This is a genomic window from Luteibacter sp. P4_E6, assembly GCF_056401535.1.
The window spans coordinates 1-20,722 of the sequence record NZ_JBFUJE010000030.1; the positions used below are offsets into that span (position 1 = coordinate 1).

17 protein-coding genes are annotated in these 20,722 nt (G+C 64.9%); 1 reads left to right on the forward strand and 16 read right to left on the reverse strand.

Translation table 11 applies throughout. The features are described from left to right. Nucleotides 1-418: 418 nt before the first annotated feature. Nucleotides 419-3,133: a preprotein translocase subunit SecA gene (gene secA / locus AC1DT2_RS03885; protein WP_477294470.1), complete on the reverse strand. Its 2,715-nt coding sequence runs from the start codon at nucleotides 3,131-3,133 to the stop codon at nucleotides 419-421. 131 nt (nucleotides 3,134-3,264) lie between these two features. Continuing rightward, nucleotides 3,265-4,203, reverse strand: a complete 939-nt coding sequence (locus AC1DT2_RS03890) for a M23 family metallopeptidase (protein WP_213949656.1) — start codon at nucleotides 4,201-4,203, stop codon at nucleotides 3,265-3,267. Nucleotides 4,204-4,234: 31 nt separating this feature from the next. Between AC1DT2_RS03890 and AC1DT2_RS03895 the strand changes: the two genes are divergently transcribed. Further along, nucleotides 4,235-4,693 carry a DciA family protein gene (locus AC1DT2_RS03895; RefSeq protein WP_063574324.1) on the forward strand — a complete coding sequence of 153 codons (459 nt, stop codon included), beginning with the start codon at nucleotides 4,235-4,237 and terminating at the stop codon, nucleotides 4,691-4,693. Nucleotides 4,694-5,269: 576 nt separating this feature from the next. On the opposite strand, the gene lpxC is transcribed toward AC1DT2_RS03895, so the two are convergent. The 14 genes from lpxC to mraW all read right to left on the reverse strand — a co-directional run. After that, nucleotides 5,270-6,181 (reverse strand): UDP-3-O-acyl-N-acetylglucosamine deacetylase, encoded by a 912-nt coding sequence (gene lpxC, locus AC1DT2_RS03900; RefSeq protein WP_477294473.1) that lies wholly within the window; start codon nucleotides 6,179-6,181, stop codon nucleotides 5,270-5,272. Nucleotides 6,182-6,501: 320 nt separating this feature from the next. Continuing rightward, the gene (gene ftsZ / locus AC1DT2_RS03905; RefSeq protein WP_213949657.1) at nucleotides 6,502-7,686 is read right to left on the reverse strand and encodes a cell division protein FtsZ; all 1,185 of its coding nucleotides are present in this window, start codon (nucleotides 7,684-7,686) and stop codon (nucleotides 6,502-6,504) included. A gap of 132 nt (nucleotides 7,687-7,818) precedes the next feature. Then, nucleotides 7,819-9,054, reverse strand: coding sequence for a cell division protein FtsA (ftsA, locus tag AC1DT2_RS03910; RefSeq protein WP_477294475.1), 1,236 nt, complete (start codon nucleotides 9,052-9,054; stop codon nucleotides 7,819-7,821). Between the two features lie 8 nt (nucleotides 9,055-9,062). Then, nucleotides 9,063-9,803, reverse strand: a complete 741-nt coding sequence (locus AC1DT2_RS03915; protein WP_213949658.1) for a cell division protein FtsQ/DivIB — start codon at nucleotides 9,801-9,803, stop codon at nucleotides 9,063-9,065. Then, on the reverse strand, nucleotides 9,800-10,774 hold the full coding sequence (locus AC1DT2_RS03920; protein ID WP_477294478.1) for a D-alanine--D-alanine ligase: 975 nt from the start codon (nucleotides 10,772-10,774) through the stop codon (nucleotides 9,800-9,802). The genes AC1DT2_RS03915 and AC1DT2_RS03920 overlap by 4 nt, the downstream gene beginning before the upstream one ends. After that, nucleotides 10,774-12,213 carry a UDP-N-acetylmuramate--L-alanine ligase gene (gene murC / locus AC1DT2_RS03925; protein ID WP_213949660.1) on the reverse strand — a complete coding sequence of 480 codons (1,440 nt, stop codon included), beginning with the start codon at nucleotides 12,211-12,213 and terminating at the stop codon, nucleotides 10,774-10,776. Before murC ends, AC1DT2_RS03920 begins: the two co-directional genes overlap by 1 nt. Continuing rightward, nucleotides 12,210-13,307: an undecaprenyldiphospho-muramoylpentapeptide beta-N-acetylglucosaminyltransferase gene (gene murG, locus AC1DT2_RS03930; RefSeq protein WP_477294480.1), complete on the reverse strand. Its 1,098-nt coding sequence runs from the start codon at nucleotides 13,305-13,307 to the stop codon at nucleotides 12,210-12,212. Before murG ends, murC begins: the two co-directional genes overlap by 4 nt. Continuing rightward, nucleotides 13,304-14,527: a putative lipid II flippase FtsW gene (gene ftsW / locus AC1DT2_RS03935; RefSeq protein ID WP_213949662.1), complete on the reverse strand. Its 1,224-nt coding sequence runs from the start codon at nucleotides 14,525-14,527 to the stop codon at nucleotides 13,304-13,306. The genes murG and ftsW overlap by 4 nt, the downstream gene beginning before the upstream one ends. A 5-nt stretch (nucleotides 14,528-14,532) precedes the next feature. After that, nucleotides 14,533-15,615 (reverse strand): phospho-N-acetylmuramoyl-pentapeptide-transferase, encoded by a 1,083-nt coding sequence (mraY, locus tag AC1DT2_RS03940; protein WP_063571599.1) that lies wholly within the window; start codon nucleotides 15,613-15,615, stop codon nucleotides 14,533-14,535. Continuing rightward, entirely contained in the window at nucleotides 15,605-16,969 is a 1,365-nt protein-coding gene (locus AC1DT2_RS03945) for a UDP-N-acetylmuramoyl-tripeptide--D-alanyl-D-alanine ligase (protein WP_477294483.1), read from the reverse strand. Before AC1DT2_RS03945 ends, mraY begins: the two co-directional genes overlap by 11 nt. Further along, nucleotides 16,966-18,459, reverse strand: a complete 1,494-nt coding sequence (locus tag AC1DT2_RS03950; protein ID WP_477294485.1) for a UDP-N-acetylmuramoyl-L-alanyl-D-glutamate--2,6-diaminopimelate ligase — start codon at nucleotides 18,457-18,459, stop codon at nucleotides 16,966-16,968. The genes AC1DT2_RS03945 and AC1DT2_RS03950 overlap by 4 nt, the downstream gene beginning before the upstream one ends. Then, nucleotides 18,456-20,264 (reverse strand): peptidoglycan D,D-transpeptidase FtsI family protein, encoded by a 1,809-nt coding sequence (locus tag AC1DT2_RS03955; protein ID WP_063572841.1) that lies wholly within the window; start codon nucleotides 20,262-20,264, stop codon nucleotides 18,456-18,458. The genes AC1DT2_RS03950 and AC1DT2_RS03955 overlap by 4 nt, the downstream gene beginning before the upstream one ends. Continuing rightward, complete coding sequence (gene ftsL / locus AC1DT2_RS03960) at nucleotides 20,261-20,533, reverse strand: cell division protein FtsL (protein ID WP_063572840.1); 273 nt, start codon at nucleotides 20,531-20,533, stop codon at nucleotides 20,261-20,263. The genes AC1DT2_RS03955 and ftsL overlap by 4 nt, the downstream gene beginning before the upstream one ends. Next, nucleotides 20,530-20,722, reverse strand: a 193-nt coding sequence (gene mraW, locus AC1DT2_RS03965; RefSeq protein ID WP_477294488.1) for a 16S rRNA (cytosine(1402)-N(4))-methyltransferase, incomplete at its 5' end; no start/stop codon positions are given. The genes mraW and ftsL, both read right to left, overlap by 4 nt.

Genomic DNA, 20,722 nt, shown 5'->3' on the forward strand with positions numbered 1-20,722 from the left:
GGCATGCTTTCGCACCTCGCACTCGCGCATGGCTCGCCTTCGGCCTCGCGGGTGGCTCGGCTTTGCCATCGCTCTCTACACTTGGGCGTCTCGCGGGGAGACCTTGGTGCCCACCCTCGAGGCGAGTTCCGCACAAGTGGAGCGGCCGTAGGCCAGTTAGATACATGGGCCGCGTGAGCGGCCTTTCCTTTGCGAACGCGGAGGACGTGTCTGAGCAGCGAGGGTGGGCACCAAGGTCTCCCCGCGAGACGCCCAAGTGTAGAGAGCGATGGCAAAGCCGAGCCACCCGCGAGGCCGAAGGCGAGCCATGCGCGAGTGCGAGGTGCGAAAGCATGCCCCGCCCGAACGCCGAACACCCGGATCCCGGTAATCCGCGAAGAACCTAAAAAAAACCCGCCTTTCGGCGGGTTTCTTGTTATCAGCTCAGCTGACCGTGGCAGTGCTTGTACTTCTTGCCCGAACCACAAGGGCAAGGATCGTTACGTCCGACTTTGGGGCCGTCGTTGAGTACAGGTGCGATCACCGGTTCGGCCGCCGCGGTGTCACCACCGATACCCATCGGCTGGGCATCGGCGTGCTGGAACTGCAGGCGCTGCCCTTCGGCGGCACGCTGCTGCTCGGCTTCCATCGCGGTGACTTCGTCTTCGCTGCGGATGCGGATGCGCGCGAGCATCTGGACCACTTCACTCTTGATGCGATCGAGCATTTCGGAGAACAGTTCGAACGACTCGCGCTTGAACTCCTGCTTCGGCTGTTTCTGCGCATATCCGCGCAGGTAAATGCCCTGGCGCAGGTAGTCCATGCTCGCCAGATGCTCCTTCCAGGCGTTATCGACGACCGAGAGCATCACGTGCTTCTCGAGCGAGCGCATGGTTTCGGCACCGACCTGGACTTCCTTCTCCGAGAACAGCGCATCCACCGCGRCACGCACGTGCTCGAGGATGGCTTCCGCGTCGACGTCCTTCTGGCCTTCGACCCAGTGCGGCAGGTCGATGCGAAGGTTGAGCTCGCTGGCCAGCTCGCGGTCGAGGCCGGCGATATCCCACTGGTCGTCGATGCTGTCGGCGGGCACGTACTTGCGCACGAGTGCCACCACGACATCCTGGCGGATGTCGACGATCATGTCGGAGATGTCGTCGATTTCGAGAAGTTCGTCGCGCTGCGCGTAGATCACCTTGCGCTGGTCGTTGGYGACRTCGTCGWATTYSAGRAGGTTYTTGCGGATGTCGAAGTTGTGCTGCTCGACCTTGCGCTGCACCTTTTCGATCTGGCGCGTGATCAGGCGATCCTCGAGGGCCTCGTCTTCCTTCATGCCGAACATCTGCATCCAGCGGCCGATACGCTCGCCGCCGAAGATGCGCATCAGGTYGTCCTGCAGSGACAGGTAGAAACGCGAGGAACCCGGATCGCCCTGGCGACCCGAACGACCACGCAGCTGGTTGTCGATACGACGCGACTCGTGACGCTCCGTGCCGACGATATGCAGACCGCCTGAAGCAAGCACCTGATCGTGGCGCTTCTTCCACTCTTCGCGGGTCTTCTGGCGATCGGCGTCGGTTGCCGTTTCGGGCAATGTGGCCAGCAGGGCCTCGAGGCTGCCACCGAGCACGATGTCCGTACCGCGACCGGCCATGTTGGTGGCGATGGTGACCGAGCCTGGCGCACCCGCCTGGGCCACGATGTGCGCTTCGCGCTCATGCTGCTTGGCGTTGAGCACTTCGTGCGGAATCTTTTCTTTCTTCAGCAGACCCGACACGAGTTCGGACACGTCGATGGACGCGGTGCCGACAAGCACCGGCTGACCGCGCCCGAAGCAGGCCTTGATGTCGTCGATGACTGCCTTGTACTTGGCATCCGGACCGAGGAACACGGAGTCCGGGTTGTCCACGCGAATCATCGGCTGGTGCGTCGGGATCACTACCACTTCCAGGCCGTAGACGGTCTGGAACTCGTAAGCTTCCGTGTCGGCCGTACCGGTCATGCCGGCCAGCTTCTTGTACATGCGGAACAGGTTCTGGAACGTGACCGTCGCCAGTGTCTGGTTCTCGCGCTGGATGGGCACGCCTTCCTTCGCCTCGACCGCCTGGTGCAGGCCATCGGACCAGCGACGGCCTGCCAGCGTACGGCCGGTAAACTCGTCGACGATGATGACTTCGCCATCGCGGACGATGTAGTCGACATCGCGCTGGTAGATCGCGTTTGCACGCAATGCCGCGTTCATGTGGTGAACGACAGCCAGGTTCTTCGAATCGTAGAGACCGCTGTCCGGCTCGATGACGCCGGCTTCGCGCAGCAACTGCTCGGCGTGCTCCATGCCCTCTTCGGACATGTGTACCTGCTTGCCCTTTTCGTCGACGAAGTAGTCGCCACCGGCGTCTTCCTTCTCCTGGCGAGAAAGACCCGGAACGATCTTGTTCACGGCGATGTAGAGCTGCGGGGAGTCTTCGGCGGGACCGGAGATGATCAGCGGCGTACGCGCTTCGTCGATCAGGATCGAATCGACCTCGTCGACGATGGCGTAGTGCAGGCCGCGCTGATTGCGCTGTTCCTTGCTGAGCGCCATGTTGTCGCGAAGGTAGTCGAAGCCGAACTCGTTGTTCGTACCGTAAGTGATGTCTGCCTGGTACGCGCTGCGCTTGTCGGCGTGGTCCATGCCCGGGTAAACGACACCGACCGTAAGGCCGAGGAAGTTGTACAGGCGGCCCATCTGCGCGGAGTCGCGTCGTGCCAGGTAGTCGTTCACGGTAACGACGTGGACGCCTTTACCTTCGAGGGCGTTGAGATAAACCGGCAACGTGCCGACCAGCGTCTTGCCCTCACCCGTGCGCATTTCGGCGATACGCCCACCGTGCAGCACCATGCCGCCAATGAGCTGCACGTCGTAGTGGCGCATGCCAAGCGTGCGCTTTGCCGCCTCACGGGTGACCGCGAAAGCTTCGGGTAGCAGGGCGTCTAGGGTCTCGCCGGCAGCGAGACGCTGACGGAAGTCGTCGGTCTTGCTCCGCAGCGCGTCGTCGGAAAGCTTTTCGAATTCCGGCTCGAGGGCGTTGATGCGCTTGACCGTCTTGGAGAGGTCACGCAGCACCCGCTCGTTACGGCTGCCGAAAATACTCGTCAGTGCACGATTGAACATCGATCATCCGGATCTGAAACGAAAAGGGCTGCCGGAAGGCGCTAAGCCGACCGGCACGAAGGGACGATCATACTACGGGCGTCCCCGGCTTTCCTCGGGGTGGCGACTGGCGTGCCCGGATTCAAGCCCGGTCAGCGATGACTCTTCACGAAGGCGAGCGGATTGACGACCCGATCGTGGTACCAGACCTCGAAATGGACGTGCGAACCGGTCGAACGGCCGGTGGACCCGGCTTTGGCGATCACGTCGCCTACCCGGACACGTTGGCCCGGATGCACGACCAGCGCGCTGTTATGGGCGTATCGGGTCATGTAACCGTTGCCATGGTCGATTTCGATGACGTCGCCATAGCCATTGCGCTGACCCGCGAAAGTGACCATGCCCTCAGCCACGGCCGTCACCGGCGTACCTGTCGGCGCGGCGATGTCGATGCCCGTGTGGCGCGCGCTATGCCCGCTGAACGGATCGGGGCGGCCACCAAAATAGGAAGAGATGTAGCCATTGACCGGCATGCCGGTCGGTCGAAGGCTGGATTCGATGCTGCGGTCCATCAGCAGGTCGCGCAGCGCTTCGAGCTGGGCCTGCTGGGCGTCGAACTGGCCGGAGAGGTGGTCGATGCTCTTTCCGAGCGTTTCGGGAAGCGCATAGGCGCTGGTATCGGGGCCATTGCTGACCTCGAGGCCGCCCTGGCCGGGCTCCTCGTCGAAGTTGAACTCGCCGTCATCCAGCTTGCCGGCCTGGGTCAAGCGCTCGCCGAGCGCGTTGAGGCGCACCGACTGGGCCTGGAGCTGGCCCAGCTTGACCGCCAGGGCGTCGAGATCGCGCTGGGCGTCGCGCTTGATCGCGGCCACCTGGGCGCTCTGGTCGCCGACCTGCGCTTGCAGGCCATCCAGATGACCCAGCGCGCGATCTTTCGGACTGGCGACCACCAGAGCCACCGCGGCGCCAACCCCGGCAATGCCGATAAAGCCAGCCAGGGCCATCGCCGTCACCTTGCAGCGCATGCGCCGGCAGGTGAGATCCAGCGTTTTCGGCCCTTTCTGGCCACGAGACACGAGTATGATCTGCATACGTTCCACATCGAATAGTTGAAGCCGGTCCATGCCACCGCCGTACCAACCGACCCGTCGATCCACCCATGGACTGAAGTCCATCTCGGAATTCGGGCCTGTCGCGTCGCTGGCCAAACGGGCCCGCGAACTCGACACGTTGGACCGCCAGCTGCGCGCGACGCTGCCTCAACCGCTGCGCGACAACGTCCGCTTCGCGGACCTGCGCGACGGTCGGCTCGTCTTCCTTGCGCCCTCCTCGGCCTGGGCCTCGCGGGTACGCCTTTACCAGACGCAGATCCTCGAGGCCGCCCGCGCCATCGGCGCGAAAGCCAGTTCGGTTGCCGTTAAAGTGGCCCCCCTACCGGTCGAGGAAGTCATTCCCGACCGACATAAACCGCTTTCCGCGTCAGCTGCCCGCCATCTGCGAGCCGCTGCAGCGTCACTCTCCGACCCCACGTTGCGAGATCTGTTCCTGAAACTGGCCTCCGAGGCCGAAAATTCAGATTAATTCTATACTTACGAGCCAAAAGCTCGATCCGTAAGCAGCACCGGATCGGACGGAGCGGCAAACTTTATAGCACGCATATTCCCTATGAACACCTAAAATGGACGTAAAGTTCACAGGGCCGTGACGGCTGTCACGCGGTCGCTGGCGTCCGAAGCGTTGGCTGGGGCGGGGTCTTCTTCGGCCTCGCGGCTTCGCGTTTGCACGGCTCGAGTGGCGTCGAGCAACCGCTTGCAGCGATGAAGCTCAACGCATCTCGTGTGTAGGAGCCGATTCATCGGCGAACCCTCGACGGTGCTATCGCGAACGAGGCTGTGCGTTGAATTGCGCCGGCGTCTAACCGCTCGGCCCATCACTACAAGGCCTCATTCGCAGATTCGACTGCCAGAGGGTTCGCCGATGAATCGGCTCCTACACACCAAGCCGCCGCGTCGTGGGTGGCACCCGCCGGCTCTCGCGACGCCGCGCGAGCGCCAAACGCGAGGCCGAAGGCGAACCCGCATACGCGCGCGAAGACCCATAAAAAAACCGCCTCGAGGGCGGCTTTTTCCTGTGTCGAGCGCCCCGAAAGGCCGTGCCTTAAACCGCGTGGGCGGGCTGGGCGTAGGAGATCGGCGCCTTGGCCGGGTCCTTGAAGCTGACTTCTTCCCAGGCGGTGACATCGGCCATCAGGCTGCGAAGGAGCTTGTTGTTGAGCTCGTGACCGGACTTGTGCGCGGAGTACGCGCCAATGAGGCTGTGGCCCAGCATGTAGATGTCGCCGATGGCGTCGAGGATCTTGTGCTTGACGAACTCGTTGTCGTAACGGAGGCCGTCTTCGTTGAGCACGCGGTAGTCGTCCAGCACGACAGCGTTGTCCATCGAGCCGCCGAGCGTGAGATTGCGCTCACGGAGCATCTCGATGTCACGCATGAAGCCAAACGTGCGGGCACGGCTGACTTCCTTGACGAAGGACGTGGTCGAGAAATCCATCTCGGCCTGGGAATTGCGCTTGTTGAACAGCGGGTGGTCGAACTCGACCGAGAAACCCACCTTGAAGCCGTCGAATGGCTCGAGCTTGGCCCACTTGTCACCGTCCTGGACGATGACCGGCTTGCGAATACGAATGAAGCGCTTGGCGGCTTCCTGCTCCTCGATACCCGCGGACTGGATGAGGAACACGAACGGACCGGCGCTGCCGTCCATGATCGGCACTTCGGGAGCGGAAAGGTCGACATAGGCATTGTCGATACCAAGCCCGGCCATGGCCGAGAGCAGATGCTCGACAGTGGACACGCGAACGCCATCCTTGATCAGCGTGGTCGAAAGACGCGTATCGCCGACGTTCTCGGGACGCGAATGGAGTTCGACGGGCGGATTCAGGTCGGTGCGACGAAACACGATGCCGGTGTTCGGCGCCGCGGGACGAAGCGTCATATACACCTTGTCGCCGGTATGAAGACCGACGCCAGTGGCGCGAATGATGTTCTTGAGCGTGCGCTGCTTAATCATATTGGGTCAAACCTTAGCCGGCAGCAGCCTTAAGTGGCGAATAGGCTAACACAGTCTTAACCTCGGGCTAGATGAACTGAACGGGCCAGTCTTGCACCGCTTCACTCTTCCTTCAGCATCGGACGCAAGTCATTCTCATTTGGCTTGCGACTGAAACCACGGTCATTCAAGTACTTGAAAAACCTGGCCGGTTTCTCCCGTCGACAGGGCAACGCTCCGCCGCCCGGACGGGATCGGCGGCGGAGCGTCGGGCTACCCGGCATCGTGCCGGGCCAGCCTCACGTTTTCCTTAACGTGCCATTAGGTACGTGTCGAGACAGTCAATCTGCCTGGCGGCGCAGGAACGCCGGGATGTCCAGGTAGTCGATCGTCGGCTCGGCACCCTTGGACGGCGCCGGCTCCGAACGCGTCGACGAGACGACGTCGGGCTGCGCGTAGTCGACCACCTCGTTGCCCGTACCCGTGCGCAGCACGACCGGACGCGGACGCTGGCGCATTTCCACCTGCTGCTGAACCGGCTGGCGAATCGGCTGCTTCGACGCCACGCCCGCACGATTCAGGCCCGTGGCGACGACGGTCACGCGGACATCGTCCTGCATGTCCGGGTCGAGCGAGGTGCCGATGACCACGGTCGCGTCTTCCGAGGCGAAATCGTGGATCACCCGGCCGATCTCGTCGAACTCGCGCATGGTCAGGTTCGGACCGGCGGTGACATTGACCAGGATGCCGCAAGCGCCGGCAAGGTTCACGTCCTCGAGGAGCGGGTTGTTGATGGCGGCCTCGGCGGCAGCCTGCGCGCGGTCGTCGCCGCGAGCCGTGCCGGAGCCCATCATCGCCATGCCCATCTCGCTCATCACGGTACGGACGTCGGCAAAGTCGACGTTGATCAGGCCCGGGGCCGTGATCAGATCGGCGATGCCCTGCACGGCACCCTGAAGCACGTCGTTGGCGGCCTTGAAGGCGTTGAGCAGGGTGACTTCGCGACCGAGCACCGAAAGGAGCTTTTCATTCGGCACGGTGATCAGCGAATCGACGTGCTGCGACAGGTCTTCGATGCCCTTGAGGGCGACCTGCATGCGGCGACGGCCTTCGAACGGGAACGGCTTGGTGACGACCGCGACCGTAAGGATGCCCTTTTCCTTCGCCAGCTGGGCGACGACCGGGGCCGCGCCCGTACCGGTACCGCCACCCATGCCCGCGGTGATGAAGACCATGTCGGCGCCTTCGAGCATTTCCTCGATGCGCTCACGGTCTTCCAGCGCGGCCTGGCGGCCGACTTCCGGATTGGCGCCCGCGCCCAGGCCCTTGGTGACGTTGCCACCGAGCTGGAGGTGCGTACGCGAGTTGCAGCTCTTCATGGCCTGCGCGTCGGTATTGGCGACGACGAACTCGACGCCTTCGATATTGGAGTTGACCATGTGCGCCACGGCGTTACCGCCACCGCCGCCCACGCCGATGACCTTGATGACCGCGTTCGGTGCCAGCTTTTCGATGAGTTCAAACATTTCCCGTCCTCCGCAGAACTTTTAGTTTTTATGGTTTATGTCCCACGTCCGACTCCTGTCGGCCATGGGTTGCGGGCCATCCTCTTGCCCCGGCGCCCCCCTTCCATCGGGCACCGACAATCCGGTTTCTACTTAGAAATTCTTGGTGAACCAGCTTCGGAACTTCTCGACCACACTGCCGACGTTGCCGACGGCGGAACTCGTGTTACGCGATGCGCCACTGGACCGCGAACCGTGCAGAAGCAGGCCCACGCCGGTCGAATGCAGCTCGCTGGATACGACATCGCCCAGACCCGACACGTGCTGGGGCACGCCGATGCGGACCATCTTGTGAAAAATTTCTTCGGCCAGCTCGAGCGCGCCTTCCATGCGCGACRCACCGCCGGTGAGCACGATGCCGGCAGCGACGAGGCTCTCGTAACCCGAGCGGCGCAGTTCGTCCTGCACCATCTCGAAGATTTCCTCGTAGCGCGCCTGCACCGACTGCGCGAGCGCCTGGCGCGCGAGACGACGCGGCGGGCGATCGCCGACGCTCGGCACCTGGATCGTTTCTTCCGCGTGCGCGAGCTGGGCGAGCGCACACGCGTACTTGATCTTGATCTCTTCGGCGTGAGCGGTCGGTGTGTGCACGCCGTAGGCGATGTCGTTTGTCACCTGGTCGCCACCGACCGGCAGCGACTTGGTGTGGCGGATCGCACCCTGCGTATAGATGGCGATATCGGTGGTGCCGGCGCCGATGTCGACGAGGCAGACGCCGAGCTCGAGCTCGTCTTCGGTCAGCACGGCCTTCGCGCTCGCGACGGCCGCCGGAACCAGCTCGTCGACCGAGAGGCCACAGCGCTGGATGCACTTGGAGATGTTCTGCACCGCGCTGGCCGCACCAGTGACCAGATGCACGCTGGCTTCCAGGCGCACGCCACTCATGCCGACCGGGTGGCGGATGCCATCCTGGCCGTCGATGCGGTATTCCTGCGATTCCTTGTAGAGCACCTTGCGGTCGGCCGGGATCGCCACTGCGCTGGCGGCTTCGAGCACCTGCTCCAGATCGGCGGCCGTCACTTCACGGTCGCGGATGGCTGCGGTGCCGTGCGAGTTGCGCGTTTCCAGGTGGCTGCCCGAGATGGACGCGTAGACCGAGCGAATGTCACAGCCGGCCATCAGCTCGGCCTCTTCGACCGCGCGCTGGATGGAGTGCACCGTCGATTCGATGTCGACCACCGAGCCGCGCTTCATGCCGCGCGACACATGGGTGCCGATGCCGATGATCTCGATCGGTTCACCCGGCTCGTATTCGCCGACGATCGCGACGACCTTCGACGTTCCGATGTCGAGGCCGACGACGAGCTGTTTGTCGTTCTTGTTTCTCATGGTTTAGCTCAGCTTCCGACCTTGGGTGCGGCCGTGGTTTCCGATTCCGGCCACCGGATGGCGAATCCGTTGGTGTAACGAAGGTCGGCATAGGCGAAACCGCCACGCCGACCGGCGACAAGTTGTGGGTAGACATCGAGGAAGCGGGCGAGGCGACGGTCGGCCTGGTCACGGTCGCCGATGACGATCTCAGCGCCGCTTTCGGTGGTGACGCTCCAGCTGCCGCGTTCGCTCAGGCTCACGCCGACAATGGCGAGCTGCGCCCTGCCCTCGAAAGCCTTTTGGGCCTGCGCGTAAAAACTCACCACTTCGGCGAGGCGGGAATCCGGGCCGCGCAGGCGCGGCAGGTCGCCCATCTGGTCGGCGCCCGGAGCATCGAAGACGAGGCCCTGGCGGCTGATCAGGCGGTCCTCGTTCCAGCGCGCGAACGGCTGACGTTCGTAGATGCGCACCAGCAGGGTATCGGGCCAACGCTTGCGCACCTCTACCGATTCCACCCACGGCAGCGTACCGATCGCGTGGCGCACGTCTTCCAGATCCGTTGCGAAGAAGCCCTTGCCCAGCCGAGGCAGCACGGCGCTGCGGATCTGTTCGGCGCTGACATGCGCGAACTCCGCCTCGACCTTGATGTTCGTCACCGGCCAGCGACCGGCGGCGAACCAGCCCTGCATCACGCCGACCACGGGCAGTACCACCAGCGTAATGGCGATACCCCAGGCGACGATTCGCGTGGCGGCGGCTCCCTTCATGCCTTCGCACCCTCCCGTTCCATGGAGGTTTCGAGGACGCGCCAGCAGAGGGCCGGATAATCCAGGCCCGCCACGGCGGCGGCTTTCGGGACGAGCGAATGCGAGGTCATGCCCGGCGCGGTATTCACTTCGAGCAGCCAGTTCTTGCCATGGCGGTCGCGCATCACGTCGACGCGACCCCAGCCGAAGCAGTCGAGCGCATCGAATGCGGTCAGCGCGAGGGCGCGCATCTCGTCTTCGGCAGTCGCGGTGAGGCCGGGCACGATGTACTGCGTGTCTTCGGCGACATACTTGGCGTTGTAGTCGTAGTACTCACCCTTCGGCACGATCTTGATCGTCGGCAGGACGTCACGGCCGAGGATGCCGACGGTGAATTCGCCACCCTCGCTGCCGTCGCCTTCGATCAGCGTCTCCATCAGCATGTCGCCGGGATACTTACGCGCCAGTTCCACGGCGGCGTCGAGGCCGGCTTCGTCGAACACGCGCGTCACGCCGACGCTGGAGCCTTCCCATGCGGGTTTCACGATAAGCGGGAAGCCCACCTCACGCGCCGCGGCATGCACGTCGGCGCCACGAGGTAGCGCACGGAACTTCGGCGTCGGCAGACCGAGCGCAATCCACACCTGTTTGGCGCGGACCTTGTCGAGCGACAGCGCGGACCCGAGCACACCGGAACCGGTGTAGGGAACACCGAGCGACTGCAGCGCGCCCTGGAGCTCGCCGTTCTCGCCGCCAGCGCCGTGAAGAATATTGAACACGCGCGCGAAGTGGCCGGCGCGTACCGCGTCGAGCAGGGCCGGAATACCGTCGATGGCATGGGCGTCCACGCCACGGGAGCGCAGCGCTTCCAGCACGCCTCGACCGGAATCGAGCGAGACGTCGCGTTCAGCCGAATTGCCGCCCATCACCACGGCGACACGGCCGAAGTCGGCGGCATCGGTGATCAGGCGGGGGAAACGTGTGTCATCCATTACTTGTTCGTCCTCAGGTGGCCGGCATTACCCAGCTCGACGGCTGCCGCGCCGATGTCGCCAGCGCCGAGCAGCATGATCAGGTCGTTGTCGCGCACCAGCGCGGACAACGTGTCGCGCAGATCGCGCGGATGGTCGACCAGCACCGGGTCGGTCTTGCCGCGCGCGCGGATGGCACGGGCCAGGGCTTTACCATCGGCTCCGGCGATCGGGGACTCACCGGCCGGGTAGACCTCGGTGAGCACGAGCACGTCCACTTCAGCCAGCACGTTGGCGAAGTCGTCGAGCAGGTCACGTGTGCGGCTATAGCGATGCGGCTGGAACGCGACCACGAGGCGACGGTCCGGCCAGCCGCCACGGGCGGCGGCGAACACGGCAGCGAGCTCGCGCGGATGGTGGCCGTAGTCGTCGACCAGCAGGGCCTTGCCACTGTCGAGCTCGACTTCGCCGCGACGATGGAAGCGACGGCCGACACCCTCGAAGCGGGCCAGCGCGCGCGCGATGGCTTCGGCTTCGACGCCGAGCTGCCAGCCCACCGCGGCGGCGGCGAGCGCGTTCTGCACGTTATGCCGGCCGGGGAGATTGAGCGTGACCGGCAGCGTGCCGGCCATACCCGGCAGGTGCAGGTCGAAATGCATCTCGAAACCGACCTGGCGCACGTTGGTCGCCGTGACGTCGGCACCCGGCTTGTCGATCGCATAGGTCAGCATGCGACGCGAGGTGTCCTGCGCAAGCAGGGCCGTTTCCTCGTCGTCGATGCACAGCACGGCCATGCCGTAGAACGGCAGGCGATGCAGGAAGTCACGAAAGGCTTTCTTCACCTGGGCGAAATCGCCGTTGTAGTTCTCGAGGTGATCGGCGTCGATATTGGTCACGACGGCCATGACCGGCGAGAGCATCAGGAACGAGCCATCCGATTCGTCAGCCTCAGCGACCAGGTACTGACCGGTGCCCAGACGCGCATTGGCGCCGGCGGCATTGAGCTGACCACCGATGACGAAGGTCGGATCGTAGTCCGCTTCGGCAAGCACGCTGGCAACCAGGCTGGTGGTGGTCGTCTTGCCGTGCGTTCCGGCGATGGCGATGCCCCGACGGAAGCGCATGAGTTCACCGAGCATTTCCGCACGCGGCACCATGGGCACGCGCGCGGCCTGCGCAGCGACGATCTCGGGGTTGTCCTGACGGATCGCACTCGAGGTGACAATCACATCGGCACCATCGATGTTCGCGGCGCTATGACCGATGTGGACTTCCACACCGAGCTTGGCCAGGCGTTCGGTCGTGGGCGACGGCGCACGGTCGGAACCGGAAACGCTGTAGCCGAGGTTCTTCAGCACTTCGGCAATGCCGCTCATGCCGACGCCGCCCACGCCGATGAAGTGGACACGGCGGAACGAAGTCATGAAATCATCGTGAGCGCGCAAACGACCGGGCGTCATGCGGAAACCTCCATGCAGTGACGTGCAATCGTTGCTGCGGCGTCGGGCTTGGCCAGCGTACGGGACGCATTGGCCGCGGAAAGGATGTGTTGGCGGTCGCCGAGCATGGTGGCGAGCAGCGTGGCGATCACCTCGTCACCTTCGGGGGAAGCAGCGAGGGAGTCCGGGAGCAGCAACGCACCGCCGGCGTCGACCATCGCACGGGCGTTGACCGTCTGGTGATCGTCAACCGCGTGCGGGAACGGCACGAGCAAGGCTTCGAGGCCGGCGCCGCAGAGTTCGGCCACCGTCAGCGCGCCAGCGCGGCACACGGCGAGATCGGCCCACTCGTAAGCGCCAGCCATGTCTTCGATGAAAGGCACGATGTTGGCGTTGGTGATGCCTGCGGATGCATAAGCGCCGCGGGCTTCCTCGAGGCCGCGTTCACCGGTCTGGTGCACGACCTCGGGCTCGCTGGCGGCAAATTCGGGCTTGGTGCGCATGAAGGCCAGCGCCTTGGGCACCGCGAGGTTCAACGTCCGCGCGCCGAGGCTGCCACCCAGCACCAGCAGGCGCGGACGACCATTGCGGTCAGCCATGCGCTGGTCGGGAGCCGGCAGGGCGGCGATTCGGGCGCGCACCGGGTTACCTACCCACTCGCCGTTCGGCAACACGTTGGGGAAACCCGTGAGTACCTTCTTCGCGAACGCGGCGAGCTTGCGGTTCGTATAACCGGCGACCGCGTTCTGCTCGTGCACGACCAGCGGGATGCCTAACAGACGCGCGGCGATACCTGCCGGTCCGGCAACATAGCCGCCCATGGAGAGCACGCAGCGCGGACGCAACCGGCGCAGCACTTTCAGCGAGGCGAACAGCGCGCGCGCGAGCATCAGCGGTGCCATCAGGCGAGTCGCCACGCCCTTGCCGCGCAAGCCGCCCACCGCGACCGTATGCAGGTCGAGACCATGTGCGGGCACGACGCGCGTTTCCATGCCGCCCTCGGCGCCCAGCCACGCCACCGCCACGCCGCGCGAACGCAGCTCGTCGGCCACGGCGAGCCCCGGGAAAATGTGACCGCCGGTACCGCCGGCCATGATCAGCACGGGGGCGCTCATGCCATGCCTCCGAGCGGCGCGTTGGCGTCCGGCACCGCGTTGGCAGGCAGGCGCACGGCCGTCTGGCGTGCGTCTTCGGCCCGATTGATCTCGAACGTGGCGCGCAGCAGCACACCGACCATGGCGCAGGTCATCAGCACGGACGAACCGCCCGAGCTGATCAGCGGCAGGGTGAGGCCCTTGGTCGGCAGCACGCCCAGGTTCACGCCGATCGAGACCATGGCCTGGAAACCCATCATCAGTGAGATGCCATAGGCGACGTAGCCGGAGAAACGGTGGCCAAGCTCGACGCCCTTCAGGCCCAGGTACAGACCGCGGCCAACCAGCACGACGTAGAGGAAGATGACCAGGACGATGCCGGCGAGACCGAGTTCTTCGGCGAGCACGGCAAGGATGAAGTCGGTATGTGCCTCGGGCAGGTAGAACAGCTTTTGCACGCTCGAACCCAGCCCCACGCCCGTCCACTCGCCACGACCCACGGCGATCAGGGCCTGGGTCAGCTGGAAGCCGTCGTTGAACGGATCCTTCCAGGGATCGAGGAACGAGGTCAGGCGCTTGATGCGGTAGTCCTCGGCGGTCGCGGCGTAGATCAGCGCGGGGACAAGCGGCGTCGCCAGCAAGAGCAGGTTGCGCATGCGCGCGCCGGCCAGCCAGACCATACCGACCGTGGTGGCGACGACCAGCGCGGCCGAACCGAAGTCGGGCTGGGCGAGCAGCAGGAGCACGATCAGACCCGCCACGGCGACCGGCTTGACCACGCCGAACAGTTCGTACTCCACGCCTTCGCGATGGCGCACGAGATAGCTCGCAAGGTACGCGACGAGGATGAGCTTGACGGCCTCGACGGGCTGGAAGCTGGTCACCAGCAGGTTCACCCAGCGACGCGCGCCGTTGATGCGCATGCCGAACACGGGCAGGAACACCATCAACAACATGATGATGCCCAGCAGCAGGAGCAGGAAGCTGTGCTTCTCGAGCGTCTTCAGTTCGGTACGCATCGCGGCGGCGGCGAAGCAGCCACCGAGGAACAGGAACACGAGATGGCGCTTGAGGTAGTAAAACGCACCCTGGTGGGAACCGTCGGCCACGGCTATCGAGGCTGAGGTGACCATGATCACACCCAGCGCGGCGAGCGCGAGCGCAGCCAGGAGCAACGGGAGGTCGAAACTCCCCCGTGGGCCCTGTCGGCGTTGCGCCTGCTTTGTGCCGAAGCCAAACATGATTCTCAGCGCACCTTCAACGTAGCAAGACCGATAAGCACCAGCACGACGCTGATGATCCAGAAGCGAACGATGACGCGGGGTTCCGGCCATCCCTTCAGTTCGAAGTGATGGTGGATCGGCGCCATGCGAAAAATGCGTTTGCCGCGCAGCTTGAAGCTGGCGACCTGCAACATCACCGAGGCGGTTTCCATCACAAACACGCCGCCCATCACCAGCAACACGATTTCCTGGCGAACGATCAGCGCGACGCAACCGAGCGCGGCGCCGATGGCCAGGGCACCCACGTCACCCATGAAGACCTGGGCCGGATACGTGTTGAACCACAGGAAGCCCAGGCCTGCGCCGGATAGCGCGCTGCAGAAGATCGCCAGTTCGCCGGCACCGGGAATGGCCGGGATGCCGAGGTACTCGGAGAACAGCTTGTTACCGGCAAGGTAAGCGAAGATGCCCAGTGCGCCGGATACAAGCACGCTCGGCATGATCGCCAGGCCGTCGAGTCCGTCGGTCAGGTTCACCGCGTTGGAAAAGCCGACAATGATGAAGTAGCCGATCACCACGAAGAACAGGCCCAGCGGTACCGCCACCTGCTTGAACAGCGGCACGTACAGCGCGATTTCAGCCGGCGCCTGGTGCGTGTGGTAGAGGAACACGGCCGCGGCCAGGCCGAAGACCGACTGCCAGAAGTACTTCCAGCGGCTGGCCAGGCCACGACTGTCCTTGAGCACCAGCTTGCGGTAGTCGTCGTAAAAACCGATGACGCCGAACGCGAGCGTGACCAGCAGGACCACCCAGATGTAACGGTTGCCGAGGTCGGCCCACAGCAGCGTCGCGATGCCGATGGAGAACAGGATCAGCGTGCCGCCCATGGTGGGCGTACCGGCCTTGGAAAGATGGGTCTGCGGACCGTCGCTGCGCACCACCTGCCCTGCTTTCAGCGCGGCCAGCTTGCGAATCAGGGCCGGGCCGAGCAGGAGCGACACGGCCAGCGCAGTGAGCGCCGCCATGATCGCGCGGAAGGTGATGTATTGGAAAAGATGCAACGACGTGAAGTGCCGAGCCATCCATTCCGCCAGTTCAAGCAGCATCGGATGCTCCTTCAGCGTGTTTCTTCATTGCCGCCACGATCCGGTCCATGYCGGACGAACGTGACCCCTTCACGAGGCAGGTCACGCCCTCATGGATCTGCGTGCAAGCCGCTTCGATCAGCGCTTCCTGCGTAGCGAAATGCTGCGCGCCCGGGCCGAAGGCCTCGACCGCGGCCGCGGACTTGGGCCCGGTGGCGAGCAGGCGCTCGATGCCGCGGTCATGCGCGAGCTTGCCGATACCGGCGTGCAGCTTGATCGTGTCCGCGCCGAGTTCAGCCATGTCGCCGAGGATCAGCCAGCGCTCGCCGCGTGCCAGCGACAAGGTGTCGATCGCGGCGGCAGCGGATCCCGGGTTGGCGTTGTAGCTSTCGTCGATCAGCGTCCAGTTGCCTGGCATCGCTTCCAGGTTCAGGCGACCGGCAACCTGCGGCACCTGCTCCAGACCCTCGACGATGAGGTCGACCGGCACGTCCAGCGCCGTCGCAATGGCGGCAGCGGCGAGCGCATTGGCGACATTGTGACGGCCGGCCATCGGCAGGTGTACGTCGCCGTCGCCGTGCGGCGTGGACAGGACGAAGTGCGTGCCGTCGATGCGCTCCTCGACGATGTCCGCACCGATGTCCGCGCGATGCTCGAGGCCGTAACGCAGGATCCGGCGCGTGCCGGCGAGGTTGGCGAAGAAACCGGCAAAACGCGTGTCGTCGGCATTGATCACCGCGACGCCATCGACGGGCAGCGACTGGTAGAGCGCGCCCTTGGTTTCGGCGACGCCTTCGATCGTGCCCATGCGCTCAAGATGCGCGGGGGCGATGGAATTGACGAGACCGATATCGGGCCGCGCGATGGCAGCGAGATAATCGATGTCACCCGGCTTGCCTGCGCCCATCTCGAGGACGAGGTACTGCGTGTCCTGTGGCATCGCCAACAAGGTCAGCGGCATGCCGATCTCGTTATTGAAATTGCCGGCGTTCACGTGGGTCCGGCCATGGCGCGAAAGGATGGACGCGGTCAGCGTCTTCACCGTGGTCTTGCCGTTGGAACCGGTAATGCCGACGACGCGCACGCTGGTCTGGGCACGCACCGCACTGGCGAGATCRCCCAGGGCGATCTGGGTGTCGTCGACGATCACCTGCGGAATCGCCACGTTGACCGGACGCGTGACAAGGGCGGCGACGGCGCCGCCCTCGGCCGCCGCGGCAACGAAGTCATGCGCGTCGACGCGCTCGCCCGGCAGGGCGACAAAGATGTCACCCGCCTTGAGCGTGCGCGTATCGATGGAAAAGCCAGTGACCTCGACATCGGCGCCTTGCAGGCGGCCGCGAGTCCAGAGGGCAACGGCGGACAGGCGCATCATGCGCGGGCTCCCTTTGTGCTTTTGGCCATCGCCTCTCGGGCGACGGCGAGGTCGTCGAAGGGCAACTTGCCCTGCGGACCTTCTTGATAGGTTTCGTGACCCTTGCCGGCGATGAGCACGACGTCGTCGGCTTTCGCGTCGGCCAGGGCCAGGGCGATGGCCTGCGCGCGGTCGCGCTCGACCAGGACGGTGTCAGGGTGTGCGAAGCCGCCCATGACCTGCGCAACGATGGTGTCGCCGTCTTCGGTGCGCGGGTTGTCGTCGGTGACGATGACGACGTCGGCCAGGCGCTCGGCGATCGCCGCCATGATCGGGCGCTTGCCCTGGTCACGGTCGCCACCGGCGCCGAACACGCAGATGAGTTTGCCCTTGGTATGCGAACGCAGCGCCAGCAGGGCCTGCTTCAGTGCATCGGGCGTGTGCGAGTAATCGACCACGACCAAGGGTTTGCGACCGTCGCCACCGAGGCGGCTCATGCGGCCATTGACCGGCTCGAGGGCTTCCAACGCGGTGTGGATGCGATCGAACGGCTCGCCCAGCGCGCCGAGCACGGCGGCGACGGCAAGCAGGTTGGCGACATTGAAGCGGCCGAGCAGCGCGCTGCGCACGGTGCGCATGCCCCACGGCGTATTGAGGTTGAACGAGAGGCCCTTGGCCRACGTCACGATGATGTCGGCGCGGACCTCGGCATCTTTGTCGGTGCTCTCGCCCGCCATCGTGGTGCGCAGTTTTGCGACACCCTCGCCGAGACCCTTGGCCAGCTTCGCGCCGAACGGATCGTCGATGTTGATCACCGCGGCGCGCAGGCCTTCGAAGGCGAACAGCTTCGCCTTGGCCGCACCGTACGCTTCCATGGTGCCGTGATAGTCCAGATGATCGCGGGTGAGGTTGGTGAACACGGCGATGTCGAACGCCAACGCGTTCACCCGGCCCTGCTCGAGAGCGTGCGACGACACTTCCATCGCCACGTGCGACGCACCGGCATCGCGGAAGCCCGCAAGAAGCGCCTGCATGCTGATGGCATCCGGCGTGGTGCGCTCGCCTTCGACGACCGCACCATGCATGCCGGCACCCAGCGTCCCCACCGTGGCCGGCTTGCGGCCAAGGAAGGCCAACGCCTGCGCGATCAGCTGCACCGTGGAGGTTTTGCCATTGGTGCCGGTGACGCCGATCAGATCGACCGCCTGCGACGGCTCGCCGAAGAAACGAGCGGCGATGGCGCCGGCCTTTTCGCGCAACTTTTCCACCGCGATGACCGGCACGCCGGCATCGACCTTGGCGAACGGCGGTTCGGCGAGGATCACGCTGGCACCCTGCTCCACGGCCTTCGCCGCGAAATCGATGCCGTGGCCCTTCCCGCCGCGCAGTGCGATGAAGGCGTTGCCGTCGACGATCTCGCGGGAATCCAGCGAGAGGCCCGAAACGACGATGTCGCCGGCACCGGAGGCGTCGGCGAAACCAAGGAGCAGCTCGGCGAGAGGCATGGTCATGGGACCACCTCTTCCGCCGCGCTGTCGTCCGCCGCCGGCGGCGGTGCATTCGAAGAGCCGATAAGACCGCCCACACTCGGACCGCCGACGTACCAGCGGCCGACGTTGTCGGGAGGAATGTCGAGCAGGCGCACGGCGCCCTGCATCACCTGCGCGAAGGCCGGACCGGCCACCGAGCCGCCGTAATAGTGACCGCCCTGCGGATCGTTGATAACGACGACCGTGACGATGCGCGGCGCACTGGCCGGGATCATGCCGACGAAGAGCGAGATGTAATTCTTTGCGTAGTAGCCGCCCACGGAGAACTTATGCGAGGTACCCGTCTTGCCGGCCACACTGTAATTGGCCACCGACGCGAACCCGAAACCGGTACCGCCCGGCTGAAGGACGGTCTCGAGCATCCGCACGATCTCATGCGCCACTTCCGGGGTGATGACCTGACTCGGCGGATTATCGGCGCCCTTGATGAAACTCGGCGATCGAAGCGCGCCGCCGTTGGCGATTGCGGTGTAGCCGGTGGCCAGCTGCAACGGCGTGACGCTCAGGTTGTAGCCGTACGCCATGCGCGACTTTTCGATCGGCTTCCAGGTACGGCTCACCGGCAGGTAACCGGCCGCTTCGCCAGGGAAGCCGCTGCCCGTGCTGTTGCCGATGCCGAACGACTTCCACATGTTGTAGAGGAAGTCGGTATCGAGCGTCATGGCGATCTTGGCCGCGCCGACGTTGGACGACTTCGTGATCACGCCGGTCGGGGTGAGCGTGCCCCAGTTATGCGTGTCACGAACCGGGTGCCCACCCATCATCCAGGTGCCCGGCGAGGTCTCGATCAGCGGCGACGTGGGCGTGTACTTGCCACTGGTCAGCGCCGCGGCCATGGTGAAGGCCTTCATGGTCGAACCCGGCTCGACGACGTCCGTCAGCGCGCGGTTGCGGCGATCGTTCGGCGTGCTGCCACGCACGGCGTTCGGGTTGAACGTCGGCAGGTTGGCCATGCCGAGCACTTCGCCCGTGTGCACGTCCATCACGACGATGGAACCGGAATCGGCCTTGTTCTTTTCCAGCGCATCTTTCAGGGCGCTATAGGCGAGGTACTGGATGCGACGGTCGATCGACAGCGTCAGGTCGCGGCCCGGCTGCGGCTCACGCACCAGTTCCACGTCTTCGACGACATGTCCCATACGGTCGCGGATGACGCGCTTCGCGCCGGGCTTGCCGGACAACCAATCGTCGAAGGCCAACTCGAGGCCTTCCTGGCCGTGGTCGTCGATATTGGTGAAACCGAGAATATGGCTGTTCACCGCGCCCGATGGGTAGTAGCGGCGGTACTCGCGCTGGGAGGCAATGCCCGGGATCTTCAGGTCGACGATCGCCTGCGCATCCTCGGGACGCAGCTGGCGGGCGATGTACATGAATTCCTTGTCGGCGCGCGCGGCGATCTTCTGCTTGAGGTCGTCCGCGTCGACGTGAAGCGCCTTGGCCAGCTCGGGAATACGGTCTTCGTTTTCGAGCACTTCAGGCGGATTGGCCCAGATCGAGGCGACCGGCGTCGACACGGCCAGGGGCTCGCCATTGCGATCGAAGATGGTGCCACGCGAGACGGCGATGGGCATTTCACGCAGGAAGCGGGCGTCGCCCTGGTCCTGGTAGAACTGCTTGCGCACCACCTGCAGGTCGAACGCGCGGACGACGAGGCCGGTCGCGCAGACGCACAGCAGCGCGACGACGACAGTCATCCGCTTGCGYGGGCTCGGCCCCTGGCCGCGACGGCGGCTCGGCACGACCGGCTTGCCGTAGCGCGCTTTCATCGGCGCACCAACTGGATGTCCTGCGGCTTCGGCGTGATCATGCCGAGCTTGGCGCGGGCTTCTGCATCGATACGGGCAGGTTCAGCGTAGGTGGCCTGCTCCAGCTCGAGGCGGCCGTATTCGACACCGAGGTCGTCTTTCTGGCTCTGCATACGCGAGAGTTCGACGAAGAGCACGCGGCTCTCGTGGCGCGTCCAGACCACACCGATCGCGCTGGCGAGGACCGCCAGCAGCAGGATCGAGAGGCAGATCGCGCCGAACACCTTCATGCGAGTTTCTCCGCGACGCGCAGCACGGCGGAACGCGAACGCGGGTTCGCGGCCACTTCGGCATCGGACGGGAAAATCGCCTTGCCCACGGGTTTKAGGCGGGTCTGCGCCGCCTCGGGCGGCGGCCCGCGGCGATTGCCCTGCACGCGGCCCTCGTGCGAGCGGATGAACTGCTTCACCGTGCGGTCT